The sequence below is a fragment of the Pontiella desulfatans genome, from assembly GCF_900890425.1.
In the GTDB taxonomy this organism is placed as follows: Bacteria; Verrucomicrobiota; Kiritimatiellia; order Kiritimatiellales; family Pontiellaceae; genus Pontiella; species Pontiella desulfatans.
The window spans coordinates 1,663,630-1,684,583 of the sequence record NZ_CAAHFG010000001.1; the positions used below are offsets into that span (position 1 = coordinate 1,663,630).

Below are 20,954 nucleotides of genomic sequence, written 5' to 3' on the forward strand. Positions count from 1 at the left end.
AGGGATAGGAAACCGCAAAGGGCGCGAAATACGCGAAAAGGACGGGAAGGATTGTGGCCGCGAGAGAGCGCAGAAATCGCAAAGACCGTTACCGCCGGAATTGATCAGCAGCTGGAGCGCCGGGATCTGCGAAAGATATTTTTCGTTAAAGCGGAAACCGTTCATTATTTAACCCCAAACTTCGGCTGATTGGGCATCGAAAAAGTGAACATCCAATTTTTTGCGTGGATTAACAATTATGCGCTCCTCGGTAATAATTTTTGCCCGTTTGATGATCCACTCATTTTCAGGGGAATCAGGTTCCCCGTATATACTCACAAACAGCTTTGAAATTTTGCCCCGTTCGATGAGACGCAAAATGTGTTGATCGTTGTCGGCAAGCGAGTGGCCATAGTCTCAGCCATGGCCGATCCGACTTCATCTTCTCCGTCCAGATTAAGATTGCTGATCCATTCCTCAATAAATGTTTTCAGCTCGTCTTCAACGAAATTTTCGAGGTCTTTCATTTAACAGCCTCCTCGATATTCACCCGCCAGGTGCCGGTGAGCAGTTTCTGCATGAGGCCGCGTTTTTGGGCTTTGTATTTTGCCGCCAGTTTTTTGAGCAGGTCGATTTCCTTCCGCGCTGTGACGACATATTCAGCAACCTTTTTCTGCTCAGATTTATCTGTGGGTAAGTGAAGTTTTTTACTGAGGAAGGTTTTGTTCGTAATCGCAATCGTGTTCTTTGCGCCTTTTTGAACGATCGGGAATAAATAGTTTGTTGCCCGAGTCGGAGAGCTGAAATAGAAATCAAGAACGATTCCTAAGTCGTGAGTCTGGGGAGTAAAAACACCGTAAAGAGGAGAGACAATCACATCTTCCGGTGTATAGCTCTGTTTGACAATTCCCCAAGGGAAATCGCCGGTTGGACTTTTGGTGTAAACAATGTCGCCATGGTGAACGCGGTTATAATGATCAGTCTTGGCGGCAGAGAAAGATCGGCCAAGGTGTTCGATCTGATTTACTAAACCTTTGTGGACGGAAACGGAGAATACTTCTTCCTTTCCGGCACTCTTGTCTCCATGTTCATCCAGAACATCAGCCAGTTTGATTAGTTCCCATCCCGGATATTTTCCATTCTGATTTCTGTCAAAAAGAGAGCGCCCATATGCATCCAGTTTCTTTTCTTTGGCCTGGATGAGGCGTTCGGTGGTGGAGATAGCCCGATCCCATGTCGACAGCACATCCGCAATCGCCTTCTGTTCCTCCAGCGGGGGGATTGATATTTTTATTTCCAGAAATTCCGACTTCGTTATGTTTTTAATGTTTGTGCCGGTTGCAAACATGAGCATTTTTGCGCGCATCCTCGGAGAGGATACAAGGGCGAAGAGCCATTGCGGGCAAGCAAGATCATTTGCTGTTACCTGCCATAGCTTATCCGACAAGAACCGGTTGGGATAATCTGCGGGCACATAAGCGCTTGCGCCAACATGTTTAGGGGAACCACTTGCGCGGCTGATTATTATGCTGTCTTTTTTTGGTGTGCAGTTCGCTCTGGTCAACTCTTTTCCTGAAATGGGCTTAGCTGCGAATTCATCAAAATATCCGTATGTGACCGCACTCACTTTGAGTACAGCGGCTTCATTGGCTTCAGGAGTTCTGTCTAGCCCATTGACGCTAACGCCAGACTCCAGTCCTGCAATGCAGTCTTTCATCCGACCTTTTTTCCAACCATTGGAACTCATTACGCATTCCTCTGAATTGTGGCGAGTTTTTCGGTCATTTCCTTCCGAACATTGGAAAGTTCGGTTTCGAGGTCGTCGATTTCCTTTTGTACGGCGTCGACGTCGATTTCGGCCTCTTCTTCAAAGGTGTCGACATAGCGTGGGATGTTGAGGTTAAAGTCGTTTTCTTTAATTTCGTCGAAGGTGGCGACGTAGGAATATTTTTCGACTGTTTTGCGTTCGCGGTAGGTGTCTACAATCTTTTCAATGTGTTCTTCGGTGAGGGCATTCTGATTCTTGCCGGGCTTGAATTCCTTGCTGGCGTCGATAAATAAAACCTTTTTTTCGCGCCCTTTCGTTTTTTTCGCGGTTCCTTCTCTGCTCCGGTCAAAGATCAGGATGGCAACGGGGATCGATGTGGTCTGGAACAGGTTGCCGGGCAGGCCGATGACGGCGTCCAATAGATTATCTTCAATCAGTTTCTGACGGATCCGACCTTCGGCGGCACCGCGGAACAAAACACCGTGCGGAACCACGACGGCCACGCGGCCCTCTTTTTCTACGGCGGATTCAATCATGTGGCTGATAAAGGCATAGTCGCCTTTGCTCTTGGGCGGAACGCCGCGCCAGAAGCGGTTATAGCGGTCGTTGACGGCTTCTTCGGCTCCCCATTTATCGAGCGAGAAGGGCGGGTTGGCAACGACGACGTCAAATTTCATCAGCCGATCGTTTTCGACCAGTGCCGGCGAGGTGAGCGTGTTGCACCATTCAATGCGGGCGCTATCGAAGCTGTGCAGAAACATATTCATGCGTGCCAGCGCCCAGGTGGCGCCGTTGACCTCCATACCGAAAAGGGCAAAGTTGCGGTCGCCCACTTCCCGTGCGGCTTCAATCAAAAGGGTGCTGGATCCGCAGGCCGGATCGCAGATGCGGTCGCCCGGTTTCGGGTTGGCCAGTTTGGCGACGAGCTGTGAAACCTGGAAGGGGGTATAGAATTCGCCGGCCTTTTTGCCGGAGTCGGTGGCGAAGCGTTCAATGAGGTAGAGGTAGGTATTACCAATCACGTCTTCGGAAACCCGGCTGGGCGATAGATCGAGCTGCGGTTTATTGAAATCCTCCAGCAGCATTTTGAGGCGGCGGTTGCGGTCTTTGGTTTTGCCGAGGTTGGCCTCGGAGTTAAAATCAATGTTGCGGAACACGCCGTCGAGCTTGGCTTTGTTGGTCTCTTCAATGGAGTCGAGCACCATATTGATCAGCTCGCCGATATTGGCTTCATTCCTTTTTTCATAGAGATCATAAAAGCTGGAGCCTTCGGGGAGAACAAAGCGTTCGCGTTCCAGTTTCCGGCGGATGCGGGCGTCGTCGCCGTCGTACTGCTTGCTGTATTCGGCATAGTGGTCTTTCCAGACATCGGAAATATATTTGAGGAAGAGCATCACGAGGATGTAGTCCTTATACTGCGCCGGATCGACTACGCCCCGGAAGGTATCGCACGCCGCCCACGCCGCGTTGTTGATGTCTTTCTGTTCAATCGTTGTGCTCATATTCTGTTCTCCATTGAATCCGGGTTGTGGCGGAAAGGTCTTCGACCGTTTCAGCCCTACAATAAAATCTGTTTTTCGGTCTTTGTGCCTTTTCGTGGCCATCCATTTTTTCTGAAAATTGGGGTGGCGGGAAGTTTCCCTCCCGCCGGTCTTTTAACGCTTGCCGCAGGGCGGATCGAACTTTGCCCGCAGTTCTTTCTCTATCCGCATTCGTTGCGCTGCACTGGTATAGTGCGCGGCCACGGTGATAGTCCTGTAGCCCCGTCTTTGCCAGCACGGTTTGCGGTCGTGGTTTTCAATCCGCTCTTTCACTTCCTGTGATTCGCCGATATCGACCACTTTCCATGTCTCTGCCTCGGAATTTCGACCGAGAATGGAATACACTCCCGACGAATTTCGAAGGTTCGAGGTGCTTGTATACGGCCCCTCGAAGTTGTAGCTTCCTATTTGGATACCCATTTAATGACCTCCTACGGTTCTGGGTGGTTATCCTTGTCTTCCTGAGGTGTTGCAACCACCTCGGGAAGACGTTCATTTTCGGCACCATTGCCGGTTTCTGACGCAACCCGCGCCAAGATTCCTGAAATCAGTTTTTTTTTCTTATCCCTCAGCTGATCCATCAGGCGTTGTTCGCGGTCGGCCAGTTTGGCGATAGCCGTGATTTCCCGCTGTTTTTCCAAGGGTGGGAGAGGGATGGGCAGGTTTCCAAGAGCATCGCGGTCGATCATGCGAACGGAGGTGCCCTTGGCGTTTCGGTCAAAATAGGTTTGGGATGAGTCCTGATTGATGAACCAGCACACATATTCGGGCAGTGCGCAGGATGGATTGACTTGAATATGGAACAGGGGAGCCGCGCATACCGTCGGATTTTGGGTGCCGGAAAATACTGCACAGGTGTTCGTGTTTCCTCTCGAACGGAATACGACATCTCCTTTTTCAAGGAGGTATTGGGTTTTGATCTTGTCGCCTCCGAGTCGCAACACCTTTGCTGCATCGATAAAAAAAGAATCGGTTACATCACTCAACTGCAGCACGTTAACATCGCCGCCAACATCTTCATTCAGTTTTCCTCTGAATGGATGGCCTGATCTTATTTTGGCGATGTTTTTTAACAATTTCATGCAGTAATCCCGTTTCTTGAGTTCGGAATGTATGCAATTCGGGATATGCTGTCAATGTATTTAAATTAAGAAATAATCAGGTTACTGCAATTAAAGGATGTTTCGGTCGTCTCTGTAGGCCGCAGAAGGAAAACGGGTCGGAAAAGCGTCAGGGTACCAGAGTAGGCGGAAATGGATCTCACCTAAAAAAAGGTTCAGGCCTTTGATCTTTGTGTTTTGGGTGGCGGTGCGGACGTGCGGTCGATGAGGAAAGGAAAAGGGTCGGTCAGGGAATTCGGGAATTCGTGACACTCGGAAAAAACCTGCTTCGCGTTCTTGGGTAGTTGGGGTTCAATTGTGTGGACACATATCCCCGTCGTTTCCCAGTGGTGGCTCTGGTCGAACGGGGCGGTCCGCGACCTTGTTTTCCGGTCATTAGGAGTGATAGGCAGTCTCACCACAGAGCGCACGGAGGCACAGAGCAATCAATATATCTGCCACCCTCTGCGTCTCTGTACTACTATCTCCCCAAAACTTGTTTTTCCGGCAAGATTTTCTCCGCAAGCCTTTGGATAATAGCAACTACGTCAGAGTTTTTTTGCAAAATAATGAGTGGCAAAATAATCTACTTGAAGCATTTCAGATCATTTTGCCGTCCATTATTTTGCGATATCTTTGGTTGCGGCTGAGCTGCGCTAGGAACTCTGTGGTAAAAAATTCAAATCAGTTTAATTTGGTATGAGTGTCCGGCTGAGATCTGTTTAATATCTATTCGCCTTTGCAAAGGATGCGGCGCGACATGAAGATGCACCTGCTTTGCACTCCACCGTTTGCTGAGGGGCATTTCATTAAACAACACATTCATGGGAGAGCACGATGGCTACAGCAACCGCACGACATATTTTAGTGGCAACCGAGAAGAAGTGCCTGGATATCAAAAAGAAGCTCGATAAGGGCGTGGCTTTTGCAAAAATGGCGAAGGCGCACTCGACCTGCCCATCGGGTAAAAAGGGCGGAGCCCTTGGTAAATTTAAGCCGGGCCAGATGGTGAAGGAATTCGACAAGGTGGTGTTCAGCGCACCGATTGGCGTCGTTCAGGGTCCGGTTAAAACCGAGTTCGGCTACCACCTCGTGGAGGTCACGCATCGCGTGGACTAAGATTTACAGACCTTGGAAACTTCCAGGCATTGGAATGTCTCGAAACAGAATTTCGAGCTGCTACGTTCTTGTTTCAGGATGTTTCCATGCGCTGAACACTCACGAACTGCGAGCGGACGGTCACTGGCGGGCCGAACTGGTTGAAGACGGCGACGTCGGCCGCATCCCGCCCGTAGCCGATTGCCACATACCCGCCTTTGAGTTCCGCCTGTGTGGCATCGAAGGTATACCATTGTCCGCCGACGTAGGCCTCGAACCAGGCGTGCAGTTCCATCGGTTCAAGCCCGTAAAGATATCCCACCACCATGCGGGCCGGGATGCTCAGGCTGCGGCAGAGCGCGATCCCGAGATGGGAAAGATCGCGGCAGACGCCCCAGCCGCGTTCGTTGATTTCGGTTGCGGACAACTGAATGTCGCTGTCGTACGGCTCGAAACGAATGTTGGCTTTCAGCCACGACTCAATGGCCTGAACCTGATCATATCCCAGCCACTGGCCGGCGGTGATCTCGGTGGCCATTTGGCCAAACCGGTCGGATTCGCAGTAGCGGCTGGGAAGCAGGTAACTCAACACGCCATCGGGCAGGTATTCGACTTCAACAAAGGGTGCTCCGGGGGCTTGGTCCACCCAGTCCTGTGTTACGACTTCGGCGGCGGTATAGACTCCGAAGATGCCGGGCGGGGCAATCAGGCGTTGGCAGAGGTTGCCGTAGGAATCGGTAAATTCAAAGGCGGGGACGCCCGGCTCGAGCTTGTATTCTTCGCGGGCGACCCATTGCTGCGCACCGCTGCGCGGACGCAGCATCAGCACGAAGGGGGTCGGCACCTGAATGTCGAAGGTTAAGTTACAACTGGTGAGGAGCTGCATCGGATCTCCCTTATTGCTGTTGTTGCTGTTGCGACTGGACCGGACGAAGTTCGGTTTCCGGAATCATGTCGACCTGGGCGTGGACCGTGTGTTTGCCGCCGCCGAGCAGAACGCCTTTGGCGGGGCTTACATCCTGAAAGTCCCGACCACAGCCGAGCGTGATGTATTGTTCATCGGCCGCCTGATTGTTGGTGGGGTCGAGCTCCAGCCAGCCGGCCTGCGGGCAGTAAACCGCCACCCAGGCGTGCGATGCATCGGCTCCGGCCAGACGCGGTTGGCCGGGCGGCGGGACCGTCTGGATGTACCCGCTCATGTAGCGCGCCGACAGGCCTATGCTGCGCAGGCAGGAAACCATTAAATGCGCAAAATCCTGACAGACCCCGCGGCGGTTCTGCAGCACGTCCTCCACCGGGGTGGCCACGGTGGTGGCCTTGGGGTCGAAGGTGAAGTCGGTGTTGATACGCGTCATCAGCTCGGTGGCGACGGCATGGATGCTCATGCCGGGGCGGCATGAGGGCAGGGCATACGCCCGGGCTTTTTCCAGCGGTTTGGCATAGAGCGAGGCGAAGCTGTACTGATAGGCATCGAGACCGTTGGGGGTCGTATCCGCCCGCATGGTCCGCTGCGCGGTATCCCAGGCAATACTCGTCTGTGCCGCCGGCATCCGGGGCAGCACCTCGATCACGGACTGGGTGAGCACTTTCATGGCGTCGTGCGGTGTCTGGATCATGAAAAACGTGGCGGAGTTGCCGAAATAGTCGATGCGCTCGCTCAGCACGACGGGTTCCGGCTCAATCTCCAGCCTGAAGGATTTTATGGTCTGCCACGGAAGTTCCCGGGGTTTGAGATGCAGCGTGTTGTAGACAAAGGTTACCGGCTGCGTGTAGCGGAACGAGGTCAGATGGCGAAGATGGTAAATCATTCGTCCTCCTCCCCGTTCCAGCATTCGGAACCGATGGACGATGCCAGTTTACTGGTGGAGTACACGTGCGCCAGATAGCGGTGGGTGACCATGTCGCTGAGTTCATACACGTGCCCGATGATCTCGGAGAGCAGGCTGCTCAGCGCCTCCCGGCAGCCTTTCGCATCGGTTTGAACCAGCAGGTTGAGATCGCATTGTTCAATCCGTTGAACCAGTTCGGTTGCAAGGGTCTGTTCCGGCAGCACGCCGCGGTCGGGCAGCTGAGAGAGGGCATGCACGTGCTGACTGATCATCTCCAGCTGATAGGCCAGACTGCGTGGGTTCGTATCATCGCAGAGCAGCAGGTCGAGTAGCGGCAGCGGGGTTACATGGCTTTGGTAGCGCGAACGGTAGGTCATGGAGCTGTTGGCCACTTCGAGAATGGCATCCAGCACCGGCTTTTCAAAGGCGGCCGGCTTTTGCAGCAGTTCCCGCAGCAGCTGTGCGCTCATGGTGGCGCGTTCCATGCGGAAGCCCATGTCCATAAAACGCCAGCCATAGCCATGCGTCATACTCTCGGAGCTCAGTCCGGAAAAGGCGGCCAGCGGCATCAGCAGTCGGTCCAGCATGTCGAGCGCATCGGGCAGGTCACCACCGGCGGGGGTGGAATGGAGTTCGCCGTTCATGCGGTCGAGGATGCGCCAGGTGTCGATGCTGATCCGCTCGCGCACCGTCGAGCCGATGTTGGCAGCGCTGGTGAGTGCATGGTGCAGGTTGCCGGGCAGTGCACGGTCGAAGATCATGGTGTTGATATACGCCTGGGCCGGCCCCGGGTCCTGCAGGGGATTGGTCGGGATGCGGACTGCAGGTTCCTGTTCGGTAATCACGGCCAGCGTCCGCAGCAGTTCGGCCAGTTCCGGCGAACCATCGGGCTGGGTTTCCTCGGCGAGGCGCCGCAGGATGGTGCGCAGCAGGCGGGCATGCATATCCGCCCGCTGGACATAGCGGCCGAGCCAGAACAGGTTGTCGGCCACCCGGCTCGACAGGTTGGCATCGCTGCGCGACGGCAGGATATCATCGTCGTCCGCCGCAAGCAGCGTGACGTGTTCGACCCTCCCGCGGGCCTGCACCCAGGCATCCTTCGAACCGCCGCCGCTCTCCATGCTGACGATGGTGGAGTCGGCCTTCGGTGCCGTACGAACGAGTCCGCCGGGCATAACCATCCACCCCTCCGCCGTGGCCACGATAAAAGCCCGGAGCATGGTGTGGCGCGAGGTCAGTCGCTTATCCAGCCAGCAGGGCGAGGAGGAAAGCTGGATGTTTTCCTGCGCGATAAACTGCCGGGGTTCCGCCTTGATCCGGTCGGCGAGTTTCGTGCGTTCCGCCGGGGAGAGGTTCTGGACAAAGACCGGCTTTCCGAGGCTTCCGGAAAAGGCGTGTTTGATGACCCATCGATCAAGTTGGTCGAGTACCTGTTTGCACTCCTTGGGCTGGCCGCACCAGAGGGTTGGCAGGGTCGGCAACCGGGGTTCTTCCCCGATCAGTTTTCGGCAAAGTCCGGGCACGAATGGCAGCAGGGCCGGGGTTCCTGCCAGTCCGCTGCCGAGGGCATTGGCAATGGCCACTTCGCCGTCGATGGCCGCCTGCAGGAGGCCAGGTGTGCCGTACGGCGAATCCGGGGCGAGTTCCAGTGGATCGCACAGCGCATCGGCCTGCCGGCGAAGGATGACGTCGACCTTGCGCAAACCGGACAGCGTTTTGAGAAAAACCTCGCTGCCGCGCACCGTCAGGTCGTTCCCGACCACCAGCGGATACCCCAGATAGCGGGCGATGTAGGCATGCTCGAAATAACTTGAACTGTGCGGCCCGGACGTCAGCACCACAATGTGCGGGTTGGAGGTCCGGCCGGCGGCCAGCCCTTCGAGCGTATTGCGCAGGGCGGCAAAAAAAGGGGCCAGCCGTTCCACGCCGCAAACCCGGTACATGGTTGGAAAGGTGCGCGACATCACCAGACGGTTTTCAAGCGAATAGCCCGCGCCGGGCGGTGCCTGGGCCAGATCTTTCACCACGCTCCACGTTCCCGAAGGGGTCCGGGCCAGATCGACGGCGTGCAGCGTGAGATACTGCCCGTTGCGCGGAGTAATCTGACTGCAGGGCCGCAGAAAATGCGGGTTGGCATAGAGCAGCTCGCTCGGCAGGACATTGGAATGCAGGAGTGTTTGTTTTGAATAAAGATCCGCCAGGGCGAGGTTGAGCACCTTCGTCCGCTGGATCAGTCCGGCCGAAAGTGCGTCCCATTCATCGGGAGGAATCATCAAAGGCACGGGGTCGAGCATCCACGGATGGCTGCTGCCTTTTTCATCGTCGTAGACATTGTAGGTCACGCCGTTTTCGCGGATCGTGCGCTGGGCGCGTTGCCAGCGGGCATCAATGTTTTGCGGCCCGTAGTTCTCCAGCTGCTGCAGCATGGTTTGCCAGTGGGGGCGGACCGCCCCCTTCCCATCCACCATTTCAGGGTACGCGTCCGGGAGTGGCCGGTAGAAATCGGTCATTACACTCATGGTTGAGCAGTCTCTTTAAAGGCGGCGCAGGTCGAGCGTGACCGGCATTTCCGGGTTGCGGGGAATGCGGCGCATCTGGAACGGCCCGGGCGTATGGCCCAGCGTCCGGAAACGCTCGGCGCGCCGGGTTTCTGCTTCGAGTGCATTGATCGGGAAAATTTCATGGCTTCTTCCGCCGGGGTGGCTGACATGATAGGTACAACCTCCAACAGCGCGCGCATTTTGCCGATCCACCAAATCAAATACAAGCGGAGCGTGCACCGGAATCGTGGGGTGCAGGCAGCTCGGTGGCTGCCAGGCGCGGTAGCGCACGCCCGCCACATAAACGCCCGGCTCATCGGTGGCCGTCAAAGGAACCTCGATGCCGTTCACGGCAAGGGCATGTTTCTGCTCGTTGAGTCCAATCACCTTAACCTGCAGGCGTTCGAGCGACGAGTCGACATAGCGGGCGGTGCCTCCGCCGCCGGCCTCTTCGCCGAGCACCAGCCAGGGTTCGATCGCCTGGCGCAGTTCGATCGTTACGCCGTCGATCATGACGGTTCCAATGACGGGGAAACGGAACTCGAAATGGGTGGCGAACCATTCCTGCCGGAACGGGAAGTTGGCCTCGTTGAGGCGCTCGATCACCGCTGAAAAATCGTGATGGACATAGTGCGGCAGCATGAAGCGGTCGTGCAGGTGCGTGAGCCAGCGCGTGAGCGGTTCGTCGTACGGGCGTTCCCAGAAATCGGCAATCAGGGCGCGCAGCAGCAACTGTTGGGTGAGGCTCATGCGGGCATGCGGCGGCATTTCGAACCCGCGGAATTCCACCAGGCCGAGGCGTCCGGTGGCGCTGTCGGGCGAATACATTTTATCGATGCAGAACTCGGCGCGGTGCGTGTTGCCGGTGAGGTCGGTCAGCAGATGCCGGAAAACGCGGTCGACCAGCCACGGCGGGATGGACGGATCCTTCGAATTCGGAATCTGCCGGAACGCCAGTTCCATTTCGTAGGCGGCATCCGGGCGGCCTTCGTCGACGCGCGGGGCTTGCGAGGTCGGGCCGATGAACAGCCCGCTGAACAGGTAGCTGAGCGACGGATGGTTCATCCAATAGCCGATCAGCGACTTGAGGAGATCGGGGCGCCGCAGGAACGGCGAGTCGGCGGGGGTTGCGCCGCCGACCACCACATGGTTGCCGCCGCCGGTGCCGGTGTGGCGGCCATCGAGCTGGAACTTGTCGGTCCGCAACAGCCATTCGCGCGCCTCTTCATAGAGGATCGAGGTGTTGTGGATCATTTCCCGCCAGGAGTAGGCCGGCTGGATGTTGACTTCGATCACCCCCGGATCGGGCGTGACCTTCATGTATTCAATGCGTGGATCGTGCGGCGGTTCATAGCCTTCGATGAGCACCGGCGTGCCGGTGACCTCGGCGGCGTGTTCGACGGCGGCGACGAGGTCGAGGTAGTCCTCGATCTTGCTGCAGGGCGGGAAGAAGACATAGAGCCGCCCCTCGCGGCATTCGACGCACATGGCCGTGCGGACCACCCAGGGGGCGGACTCGCCGAATTGCGGAAGCTGGTCGGACGTTTGTTCATTGCTTTCGAAGATGCCGGCATCGCGCGGTGCATCGCCGCGGTTTTGCGGCACCACGAGGGCGCGGCGGCTGGGCAGCGGCGGGTGGTAGGCCGATGGGTCGGCGGTGCCCATCACCGGGCGGTCTTCCTTTTTCGCCCAGGGCAGGCTTTCGAGCGGAAGGCGCAGGCCGAGCGGGGAGTCGCCTGGAATCAGATACAGTTGCTTGCCGCGCAGCATCCAGAGGCCGCTTTGCCAGCCGCTGCCGGTGCGTTCGAGCGGCAAAACATAGCCAACCGGCGTATTCAGCCCGCGTTTGAACACCTTGAGCAGCTGTTCGCGTTCCTGCGGGTCGTCGAGCTTGCTGTCGAGCGGGTCGACGTTGATCGGCAGTTCGCGTTCGCGCAGGGAAAACTTAACCGGGTCTTCGAAGGCGGGGTTGATGTAGTCGCGGTCGACGCCGAGCTGGCGGGTCAGCTCTTCCGTCAGGGCCAGCGCGTCTTTATAGGTATACCCATACTTTTCGTTTTCACTGCCGAGGAGCTTTTCGTTGGCCCAGACCGGCTGGCCGTCCTTGCGCCAGTAGAGGCCGAGCGCCCAGCGCGGCAGCGGCTCGCCGGGATACCACTTGCCCTGCCCGAAGTGGAGCAGGCCCTGCGGGCCAAAGCGGGCGCGCAGGCGGCGGATCAGTTTTTCCGAAAGCGGCTTCTTGGTGGGGCCGACGGCCCCGGTGTTCCACTCTTCGCCTTCGAGGTCGGTGCCGGAAATAAAGGTGGGCTCGCCCCCCATGCTGAGGCGGACGTCGCCGGCTTTCAGCCGCTCGTCGACGAGGTCGCCGAGTTTGACGACGGCATTCCATTGGCCGTCGGTGTAGGGCTTGGTGACGCGCGGGTCTTCGTGGATGCGGGTGACCGACATTTCGACATTGAATTCGGTTTCGCATTGGCTGATTCCGCCCTCGAGCGGGGAGGCGCCCTTGGCATCGGCCGAGGTGGCGAGCGGAATGTGGCCTTCGCCGCAGAAGAGCCCGCTGGTGGCATCGAGCCCGACCCAGCCGGCACCGGGCAGGTAGACCTCGCACCAGGCGTGCAGGTCGCAGACATCGTCCGAAACCCCCGCGGGTGCATTCGGATCCACCGGTTTTTCATCGGCGGCGAGCTGGATGGAATAGCCGGAAACAAAGCGGGCGGCGAGCCCGAGCCGCCGGAACAGGTTCACCAGCAGCCACGCGAAATCGCGGCAGCTGCCTTTGCCTTCCCGGAGCGTGCGCTCCGGGGTGTAGATGCCCGGATCCATCCGCAACGTATATTGGAGGTGGCCGTTCACCTTGGCATTCACCATGGCGAGAAAGTCGATGCTGCGGACTTCGGAGGTGTCGATGGATTCGAGGAATTCCTGGAACAGGGGCGTCAGGCGTTGCTTGGCAAAATAGGAACGCAGCTCGCGTCGCAACTTATAGTCATATTCGAAGGGGTATGTTTCGGCGTCTTCCTCCAGGAAAAAGTCGAACGGGTTGATGGGTTTGAGGTCGGCGACGAGGTCGACCTCCATGCTGAATTTCCGCGTCGGTTGGTTGACCAGCAGGCGGGCCAGGTAGTTGTTTTGCGGATCCTGCTGCCAGTTCAGGAAATGGTCTTCGGGTTCGATCTTCAAGGAATAGCTAACGATCGGGGTTCGGCAGTGCGGAGTGGGGCGCAAACGAATAATTTGGGGGCCGAGTTCGGCGAGGCGGTCGTAGAAATATTCGGTCTTGTGGTGTAGCGAAACGCGTATGGCCATAAGGTCAGGCTCCGGAAGAAAGGTTGGGGGCGGGATTGAAATGCTCAAAGATCTCGGTGTTTATATTATTCATTTCAAGTTGCAGGTCTTCGATGAACTCATTCAGGCCGGTCGAAATGATATCCGCACCGCTCATCGATTCAAGCCGTTCGCACAGTGCGCACAAGTGCCGGTGCGGTTCGCCCTGCTTGCCTTCCGTGATCCGGTTGAGGCTTTGCAACGCCGATTGCAGGCAGAAGAGGATGGCTCGGGGAAACGCGGGGTTGAGGACGATCATGTGGATGACATTGTCGCGCTGGATGAGGCCGTGGGTGCGGTGGTACGCCTCGCGGGCATCCAGCGAGAGCAGCAGCGCCAGCCATTGCATGTCGTCGATCGAAGTTTCCAGGTCGGTGATCTGCGGGTGGATGTAGAAATATTTGACGTGCAGCAAACGTGATGTTTTGTCAGCGCGTTCCATATATTCCCCGAGCCGCCAGAAATGATAGCCCCGGGCACGCTCAATGATTTCGGAAACCATGCCGGAGATCATCATGCATTCGCGTTTCACTTCGCGGCAGAGTTCAAGGATCTGGCTGTGGAAAAAATCCTTTTTCCGGGCGGCGTCGGGCACGAGCCTACCCAGGCTGTTGATGGCTTCGAAGAGCTCGGAGGGCATGGCTGCACGCAGGCTCTTCGCATTTTCCCGGGCCATGTTCAGGCAGCTCTGGATGGAGTTGATGTATTCGGGGTTGAACATCAGGAAATGCATCACGTTTTCGCTGGTGGGTTCGCCGTAGCGGGCCTGGAAAACCTTCATGTCGCCGGTAATTTCGACCAAGGGACGCCATTGGTCATGCCCCCCTTGCTGAAGGTCTAGGTTGAGGTGGTAACTCACCTCAAGAAAACGGGCGGTGTTTGCGGCACGTTCAAGATAGCGGCTCATCCACATGATCTGTTCTGCAACTCGGCTCAACATTAGATGGCCTCCTCTTCCGGGGTATGATCCACCACCCACGTATCCTTGGTTCCGCCCCCCTGGGAGGAGTTGACCACCAGCGACCCTTTCTTCAGGGCGACGCGGGTCAGGCCACCGGGCAAGACATAGGAATCGTCGCCGCTGTGCAGGATGTAGGGGCGCAGATCGACGTGCCGCCCCTCGAAGTGGTTGTTCACCAGCACCGGGGCGCGCGACAGGGAGAGGGTCGGCTGGGAAATATAGTTGCGCGGGTTGGCGCGCAGCACCTGCGCGAATTCCGCACGCTCCTTTTTGGTGGATGCGGGGCCCACCAGCATCCCGTAGCCGCCGGATTCGCTGGCGGGTTTAACGACCAGTTTGTCCAGGTTGTCCAGGGTGTACGCGAGGGCTTCTTCGTCGATGCACAGGTGGGTGGGAACATTGGGCAGCAGCGGTTCTTCGCCCAGGTAGTAGCGGATCATGTCGGGTACGAAGGCATACACCACCTTGTCGTCGGCCACGCCGGTGCCGGGCGCGTTGGCCAGCGTGAGGTGCCCTTCGCGGAATGCCTTCATCATGCCTTTGCAGCCGAGGGTGGAATCGGCGCGGAACACCTGGGGGTCCAGGAACTCGTCATCGACCCGCCGGTAGATCACATCGATCCGCTGGAGTCCGTCCACGGTTTTCGCGCAGACATATTTTCCGTCGTAGAACAGATCCTGCCCCTCCACGAGCAGTGCGCCCATCTGCCGGGCGAGGAAGGTGTGTTCGAAGTAGGCCGAGTTGTAGACTCCGGGCGTCAGCACCGCGACCGTGGGGTTTTTGACCCCCTCCGGCGCGAGGCGGTGCAGCATTTTCATGAACTCGATGGGATAATCGACCACCCGTCGCACACCGCTTTTATGGAACACTTCGGGGAAGTTGCGCTTCATCAAGGTGCGGTCGAGCAGGACGTAGGACACCCCCGAAGGAACCCGAAGGTTATCTTCCAGCACGAAAAAGGTTCCGTGTTCATCCCGAACCAGGTCGGTGCCGGTCACATGCGCCCAGACGCCGCCGGGCGGGTTGAGGCCCTGGCACTGCGGCAGGTAGCCCTTGGAGGAGGTGAAGAGCCATTCCGGGATCACCCCGTCCTTGATGATTGCGCGCTCGTGGTAGATGTCGTCGATGAACCGGTTCACGGCCTTGATCCGCTGTTTCAATCCGGCTTCGACCCCATCCCACTCCTTCCCGTCAATGATGCGCGGGACAATATCGAAGGGGATGGCGCGCTCGGTGCCCTCGTTCGATCCGTATACGTTGAAGGTGATGCCCATGCTGAGCATGGCGCGCTCGCTGGCACTCTGGCGTTTTCGCAAATCGCCTTTAGGGAGTTTCTCGATGGCTTCCACAAGCAACCGGGCGCAATCGCGCGCCTGTCCTTGGTTATCGAATAGCTCATCGAAAAAGGATTCGGTCTTATAGCCTTCAAACGTCATGTTGCATCCTCATGTTACGCAAACGATACACTTGAGCATCAAATATGCCACCGGATATCCGATAAATATTGGGAGGGAAAGATCCGTTGCTGTAAAGGGCTAGTGGAAAGGAGGAAAGGGGAAAGAGATTAAAAACCCTAAAAAATGGAGCACATGCAAATGGGTATTCATATATGTAATTGGCGGGTTTGAAAGTGACACATATGTATCAATAAACTTATTTGCACAGAAAGCCGCGAATGCCTTCGAGCTCCTTTTCCCGGAGCGCGGCGTTGAGCTTAACGACCGCTTCGACCTTGCCGAATTCGATTTCCATGCCCTGGGTTTTGCGGCCTTCCACCAGCAGGAAGCTGCGGGCGTCATCCAGCAGCTCCGGCGACTGTCCGCAGGCCAGCCAGGGAAGGTAGCTGAGCGATTGCTCGGGAACCTTGGCCTGGATGGCGGGATAGTTTTCCTTGAGCCACTCGAACACCAACCACCGGTTGGCGTCGGTGTTGGTCAGGCCATAGGGTATGGTGCCGAACAAGTGCGGCGGGACGGCGTTGGACAGGGCATAGTCGAGAGCGCGCTCCATCAGTTCCGGATCGCGGAAACCGGTCAACCCTTTGAGATAGGTGGCCTTTTGGGTGGGTTCGGTTACCGTTTCAAATTTTTCGACATAGGCGTTGAAGAGGGCTTCGTCGCCCGCGAGCGCCGCCAGACGCAGGAACGGTTTCGCGAGCGAGGGATCGACCGCGTAGGGATCGGCCATATACCCCATTGCCATTTCCTTGGCCAGCTGCAGGATCCCCGCATCATCACCGTGCCATCCAAGTCCAGCGATCAGTCCGGGACGGAGTTGCTCGATCAAGGGGTCTTCCCCCTCGGCTTTCGCGCTGCCGATTTGGGCGAGCATGGGTTTGAGGACGGAGGAGAGGAACGTGCCATAGGCTTCTTCGAGGTCGGGAGGAATCAGGCCGCCGGCAAAGCCGGTAAGGTTGTCGACGATGGTCTGGCGCACCTCGGGCGATTCATCCGTGGAAAAGGATGCCAGGATTTCCAGATAGGCCGGCGCATCGATCGCCCCTGCACTGAAGAGGGCGGCAAGGTTGCTGATGAAACCCAGGCGGTTGCGGATGTCGAGTTGCCGTACATCGGCGGAGAGTTGCGTCATGTGCTCCGGCGGCAACGTCCAGCGGTAGTAGCCCTTTTCATCGGCGTTCGGGTAGAATCCTTGAACGGCGCGATCCAAGAGGACGGATTGGGAGCGCTGGGTCAGCAAAACCTTCTGCGTCGTGCCATCGACGAATTTCAGGGCAAGGGGCACGATCCATTCCGGGGTTTCGTCCGCTGTGGTCCCGAGGTGGGCATAGCGTTGCTGGCTGATTCGGATTTCCCGGGTTCCAAGCGGTTCGAATTCGAGGAAAGGAATTCCCGGCTGGGTGACAAAGCTTTTCATGATGGCCAGCACATCGCTCCCCGCCACGGTGCCGAGCGATTGTGCGAGATCGAAGGCATCGGCATTACCCCAGGCGTGGTCATTCATGTATTCGGCCATGCCTTTACGGAAGGGTTCTTCCCCCATCCAGCTTTCCACCATGTCGAGCACGGCCATGCCCTTGTTGTAGGCGAGCGAGTCGAACAGGTGCGCCATGGCATCGGATGCCGCGATCGGGCGGCGGATCGGGCGCGTGGTGGAGAGCGAGTCGGCATCCAGGGCGCGCTGGCGCGAGCGGATGTCGTTGTTGTGCATCTCGTATTCGGGGAAGGTCTCGTTGACCATCTTGAGTGCGATCCATGAGGCGAACGATTCGTTCAGCCAAAGGTCGTCCCACCATTTTGGAGTGACCAGGTTGCCGAACCACATGTGCGCCATCTCGTGCGCAACGATGGAGGCGAGCCATTGCTTTTGTCCGAGGGTGATGGCCTTCGGATCGCGCAGCAGGGCGGTATCGCGATAGGTGATCAGCCCCACGTTTTCCATCGCGCCGAAATTGAATTCCGGAACGGCGATTTGGTCGAGCTTTTCGTAGGGGTAGGGAATTCCGAAATAGGCTTCCAGCGCTTTGAGCAACGGCGGCGATATCCGCGCGGCTTCCGCCGTTAGGCCGGTCTTTCCCTTGGGGACGATGATCTTCCCTTCCACTGGAAAATCATCGATCGGCACCTCCTCGAAGTCGCCCACGGCAAAGGCAACCAGATAGGAGGGCATGGGTTTGCTTTCCTTGAACGATGTGACCTTCCTGCCCTTTGCGATAAACGTCGAGCAAACCGGTGTGTTGGCATAGGCCGCGACGTTGGTGGGGGTTCGAAGTTCAAGCTCCCATGGGATTTTGAATTCAGGAGCGTCCCAGCAGGGAAACGAGTCGCGGGCATATTCCGGCTCCATCTGGCTGAAGAGATAGTTGCGGCCTTCGTATTCCACCTTGTAGATGCCGGTGCCTTGCCGGCTAAACACGTTGGTGAAGCCGATCTGAAGGGAACAGTATCCCGGGTTGATCGGCTCCGGAGCCGTGGCGGTGATGGTGCCTTTTTCCCCCTCCGAGAACGATAGCTCGCTTTTCCAATTCCCGCTGTGCAGCTCAACGTTTTCGATCCCCAAGTCCCGGGCGTGGAACCGGAAGGATTCGGTTCCGGCAGGAACGCTTATCCTGATCTCGACCGTACCCCGGTACCAATCCTGGTCGGGATCAAGCGATAGCGTGATCTTTTGCATCAAGGGTTTAACGGCATGATCCAGCCGGAGTGGATCCTTCTCCTCCTTGCATCCAAGCAGACCGATCAACAAGGCGAGGGTGAGTAGGATTTTAGTCATGGCAACTCCCGGGTAATGCGAGGGACGATAGGATTTTATGCCGCAAAGATGCAATGCTGGCCCTCGACGAATCCGCGCTCCGTCAGAAACGCCCTGATCTTGTCGCGCGCGCCGCGCTTGCCAACCATGGGCAGCACGAAGCAGGTGGTGGGATCGGGGATTTCGTCGGGCTGGATGACGGGGGTGCCGCAGTTGAGCTTGCGTTTCTTGAGATCCACGTAATGCGTGATGCGTAATCCGTAACTAGACAGGATATCGACCCTCTTTCTGGTTACTCTGCCCGCCCCCCAGACGATGACGTTCGGGTGGTGCGGGTTGTTTTTCTCCAGCCATTGGAAAAGATAGTCGGCCTTGGTTGCGTAGAAGGCGTCGATGCTGTAGCGCTCGTCTGTGCGCGAAAGGCGGTCGGGCGGATCGTTCCAGGTCACCAGTTCCCGATCCACCTTTCCGGCCTCGACGCCGTTGGCCATCCAGCGCAGCCATAGCTCATAGTCTTCCGGGAACGGGCCGTCGCGGTAGGCGCCGAACCGCTCGAACAGCTCGCGGCGGAACATGACCGACGGATGGGCGAAGGGCGATTCAACAAACCGGTTGAGTGCAATCGCGTTGGGATCGACCAGCGAATTGATCCAATCGACATGCGCGGCATAGCCCGCCTGCTTTTTCCGGTCGCCGCCAAACTTGACCTTGCTGCCGACGATCCCCATGTCTGTAAACGTATCGAGGAACGAAGCCTGCAACTCGACGCGCTCCGGATGGCAAAGGTCGTCGGCATCCATACGGGCAATGTATTCGCCCTGCGCGGCGGCCAGCCCGTCGTTGAGCGCAGGCGCGATGCCCCGGTGGGAATGGTCGAGCAGGACGATCTCTTTTTGCCGGCGCAACAGCTCCAGCGTGCCGTCGGTGGAGCCATCGTTGACCACCACGATTTCCAGCGATGGATAGGTTTGCGCGCGCAGGCAATCCAGTGCTTGGAGCACGGTGCCCTCGGCGTTGTATACCGGCATAACGACTGAAACCTTCATGCACGCATTAAACCCGAATCGCGGATGTTTAGGCAGAATAATGTAGTGGAAGATGTTTTCCGCCTCTTCACGGAAGAGCGTCTTGAGCTGGAAAAACAAAGAGCTGTTTCCTGCCGGGGATCCCTCCATGCACTTCCGAACCCCACCACATGATGTTGCAGTTATGCTGACGGCCGTCAGCATAACTGCAACATCTGCGGGTTCTTTTCCAGCTTAGGTGAAACAAAACGGTGACGCCGGTAGACGCATGTGCTACATGCCCGGCGACGTGCGTTCCGTGGTTGAAAGCTGCGCTTTGCCGGGAACGATACCTGAAGAGATTCTGCGCAGGGTTCCCGGGGAAAAAGCACTTCGGTGAAGACCCGGTTTCCTGTCGAATGGAATGATTCTGCCACTAAACTATTTCGCCAGAAAAATAGGAGTGGAAGTCGGGGGGCAGGGTGTGGAAGTCGATCGGGGCAACCTCATCCGAAAAGTCGCGGGAGTTGAGGGTGTTCCAGTAGAGGACGGTCTGGCCATCGAGCGCACCGGTGCGGAGATCGTGGAGCAGGGCGGCGGTGGCCTTTCCGGTGTAGGTGGTTTCGAGGTAGACGTTTTCCTGTTCCTTGAATAGGCGAACGGCCTCCTCCGCCTCGGGCGTGGACATGCCGTAGCCCTCGCCGAAAAACGCGTCGCGGATGATGATGTTGGAATCTTCGATGCGTGGATTTTTTTCAACACCAAGATCGCAAAGCTCGCGAAGGAGGGGGAATTCATCCGCTTCGCGGCCTTTGCGCTCTTCTGTTTCAAGTAATCCGCATTGATCCTGAAGACCTTTTTCGAGTTTGGCACAGAGTTCGTCGCACAGTTGCTGGATGTGGGTGCGGTCGCGGAATTCGGGCTCGACGACGCGGACGGCTTCGACGCGGGTGTTGAGTCCTGCAAGCTTTAGGCCAACCAGCAGGCCGGCATGGGTGCCGCCGGTGCCCATGGGGATGTAGATGACGTCGGGCTGGATCTGCCCGGCCATTTCGAGCGCGGCGTTAACAAAGCCGAGGGCCCCGGTGGCATTGGTGCCGCCGGCTGGGATGATGTAGGGCTCCAGGCCGTCGGTCTGCTTGCAGCGCTCGACCGCTTGGCGGGTGGTTTCCGGGAAGTCGCTGAAACCAGGGCAGAGGATCAGCTCCGCACCGACGGCCTGTTGCATCAGGAGGTTTTTGCGGACATGCCCGTTTGTTTCCTGCGGCGCCAGGATGGAGATGGCCTTGAGGCCGCGCTGGCGGCAGCAGACGGCGGTGGCGAGCGCGTGGTTGGAACCGGCCGCGCCATAGGTGATGACGCTCCTGCGCTCCTCGGCCAGCGCTTGCCCCAGCAGGAAGTCGAGCTTGCGGATCTTGTTGCCGCCGTAGGTTTCGCCGCTAAGGTTGTCGCATTTCATGAAGAGCCGGTCGTGCCCAAGATTTGAAAGACGGACAACGGGCGTGGGGAGCGCGGAAACATCGGCGGTCGGAAAATTGCTGAAAAGATCATTCATGGTGCGTATAAACTAACGCTTTGCCACAGGAAGGAAAACCGCG

Annotated in this window: 16 protein-coding genes; 1 reads left to right on the forward strand and 15 read right to left on the reverse strand. The window is 57.5% G+C overall.

Going from position 1 to position 20,954, the window contains the following annotated elements; genetic code table 11:
* Positions 1-168: 168 nt before the first annotated feature.
* From E9954_RS33835 to E9954_RS06245, 6 genes are all read right to left on the reverse strand, one after another.
* Positions 169-357 carry a hypothetical protein gene (locus E9954_RS33835; protein ID WP_168442023.1) on the reverse strand — a complete coding sequence of 63 codons (189 nt, stop codon included), beginning with the start codon at positions 355-357 and terminating at the stop codon, positions 169-171.
* A complete protein-coding gene (locus tag E9954_RS06225; protein ID WP_136078352.1) occupies positions 315-506 on the reverse strand; it encodes a hypothetical protein in 192 nt (63 codons plus the stop codon). The genes E9954_RS33835 and E9954_RS06225 overlap by 43 nt, the downstream gene beginning before the upstream one ends.
* Complete coding sequence (locus E9954_RS06230; RefSeq protein ID WP_222847074.1) at positions 503-1,726, reverse strand: restriction endonuclease subunit S; 1,224 nt, start codon at positions 1,724-1,726, stop codon at positions 503-505. The genes E9954_RS06225 and E9954_RS06230 overlap by 4 nt, the downstream gene beginning before the upstream one ends.
* Positions 1,726-3,249, reverse strand: coding sequence for a type I restriction-modification system subunit M (locus E9954_RS06235; protein WP_136078353.1), 1,524 nt, complete (start codon positions 3,247-3,249; stop codon positions 1,726-1,728). The genes E9954_RS06230 and E9954_RS06235 overlap by 1 nt, the downstream gene beginning before the upstream one ends.
* Before the next feature lie 153 nt (positions 3,250-3,402).
* The gene (locus tag E9954_RS06240; protein ID WP_136078354.1) at positions 3,403-3,708 is read right to left on the reverse strand and encodes a hypothetical protein; all 306 of its coding nucleotides are present in this window, start codon (positions 3,706-3,708) and stop codon (positions 3,403-3,405) included.
* Between the two features lie 11 nt (positions 3,709-3,719).
* Entirely contained in the window at positions 3,720-4,370 is a 651-nt protein-coding gene (locus E9954_RS06245; protein WP_136078355.1) for a restriction endonuclease subunit S, read from the reverse strand.
* Between the two features lie 855 nt (positions 4,371-5,225).
* Between E9954_RS06245 and E9954_RS06250 the strand changes: the two genes are divergently transcribed.
* Positions 5,226-5,507, forward strand: coding sequence for a peptidylprolyl isomerase (locus E9954_RS06250; RefSeq protein ID WP_136078356.1), 282 nt, complete (start codon positions 5,226-5,228; stop codon positions 5,505-5,507).
* 73 nt (positions 5,508-5,580) lie between these two features.
* On the opposite strand, the gene E9954_RS06255 is transcribed toward E9954_RS06250, so the two are convergent.
* From E9954_RS06255 to E9954_RS06295, 9 genes are all read right to left on the reverse strand, one after another.
* Positions 5,581-6,372 carry a transglutaminase-like domain-containing protein gene (locus tag E9954_RS06255; RefSeq protein WP_136078357.1) on the reverse strand — a complete coding sequence of 264 codons (792 nt, stop codon included), beginning with the start codon at positions 6,370-6,372 and terminating at the stop codon, positions 5,581-5,583.
* A 10-nt stretch (positions 6,373-6,382) separates the two neighbouring features.
* Positions 6,383-7,294 carry a transglutaminase family protein gene (locus E9954_RS06260; protein ID WP_222847075.1) on the reverse strand — a complete coding sequence of 304 codons (912 nt, stop codon included), beginning with the start codon at positions 7,292-7,294 and terminating at the stop codon, positions 6,383-6,385.
* Positions 7,291-9,834: a circularly permuted type 2 ATP-grasp protein gene (locus E9954_RS06265; RefSeq protein ID WP_136078359.1), complete on the reverse strand. Its 2,544-nt coding sequence runs from the start codon at positions 9,832-9,834 to the stop codon at positions 7,291-7,293. Before E9954_RS06265 ends, E9954_RS06260 begins: the two co-directional genes overlap by 4 nt.
* Before the next feature lie 15 nt (positions 9,835-9,849).
* Positions 9,850-13,164 (reverse strand): transglutaminase family protein, encoded by a 3,315-nt coding sequence (locus E9954_RS06270; protein ID WP_136078360.1) that lies wholly within the window; start codon positions 13,162-13,164, stop codon positions 9,850-9,852.
* A gap of 4 nt (positions 13,165-13,168) precedes the next feature.
* Complete coding sequence (locus tag E9954_RS06275) at positions 13,169-14,122, reverse strand: alpha-E domain-containing protein (RefSeq protein WP_136078361.1); 954 nt, start codon at positions 14,120-14,122, stop codon at positions 13,169-13,171.
* Positions 14,122-15,579 (reverse strand): circularly permuted type 2 ATP-grasp protein, encoded by a 1,458-nt coding sequence (locus E9954_RS06280; RefSeq protein ID WP_136078362.1) that lies wholly within the window; start codon positions 15,577-15,579, stop codon positions 14,122-14,124. Before E9954_RS06280 ends, E9954_RS06275 begins: the two co-directional genes overlap by 1 nt.
* 217 nt (positions 15,580-15,796) lie before the next feature.
* A complete protein-coding gene (locus tag E9954_RS06285; RefSeq protein ID WP_136078363.1) occupies positions 15,797-18,373 on the reverse strand; it encodes a M1 family metallopeptidase in 2,577 nt (858 codons plus the stop codon).
* Between the two features lie 35 nt (positions 18,374-18,408).
* Positions 18,409-19,527: a glycosyltransferase family 2 protein gene (locus tag E9954_RS06290; protein WP_222847076.1), complete on the reverse strand. Its 1,119-nt coding sequence runs from the start codon at positions 19,525-19,527 to the stop codon at positions 18,409-18,411.
* 265 nt (positions 19,528-19,792) lie between these two features.
* The gene (locus E9954_RS06295) at positions 19,793-20,911 is read right to left on the reverse strand and encodes a 1-aminocyclopropane-1-carboxylate deaminase/D-cysteine desulfhydrase (protein WP_136078364.1); all 1,119 of its coding nucleotides are present in this window, start codon (positions 20,909-20,911) and stop codon (positions 19,793-19,795) included.
* Between the last annotated feature and the right edge of the window lie 43 nt (positions 20,912-20,954).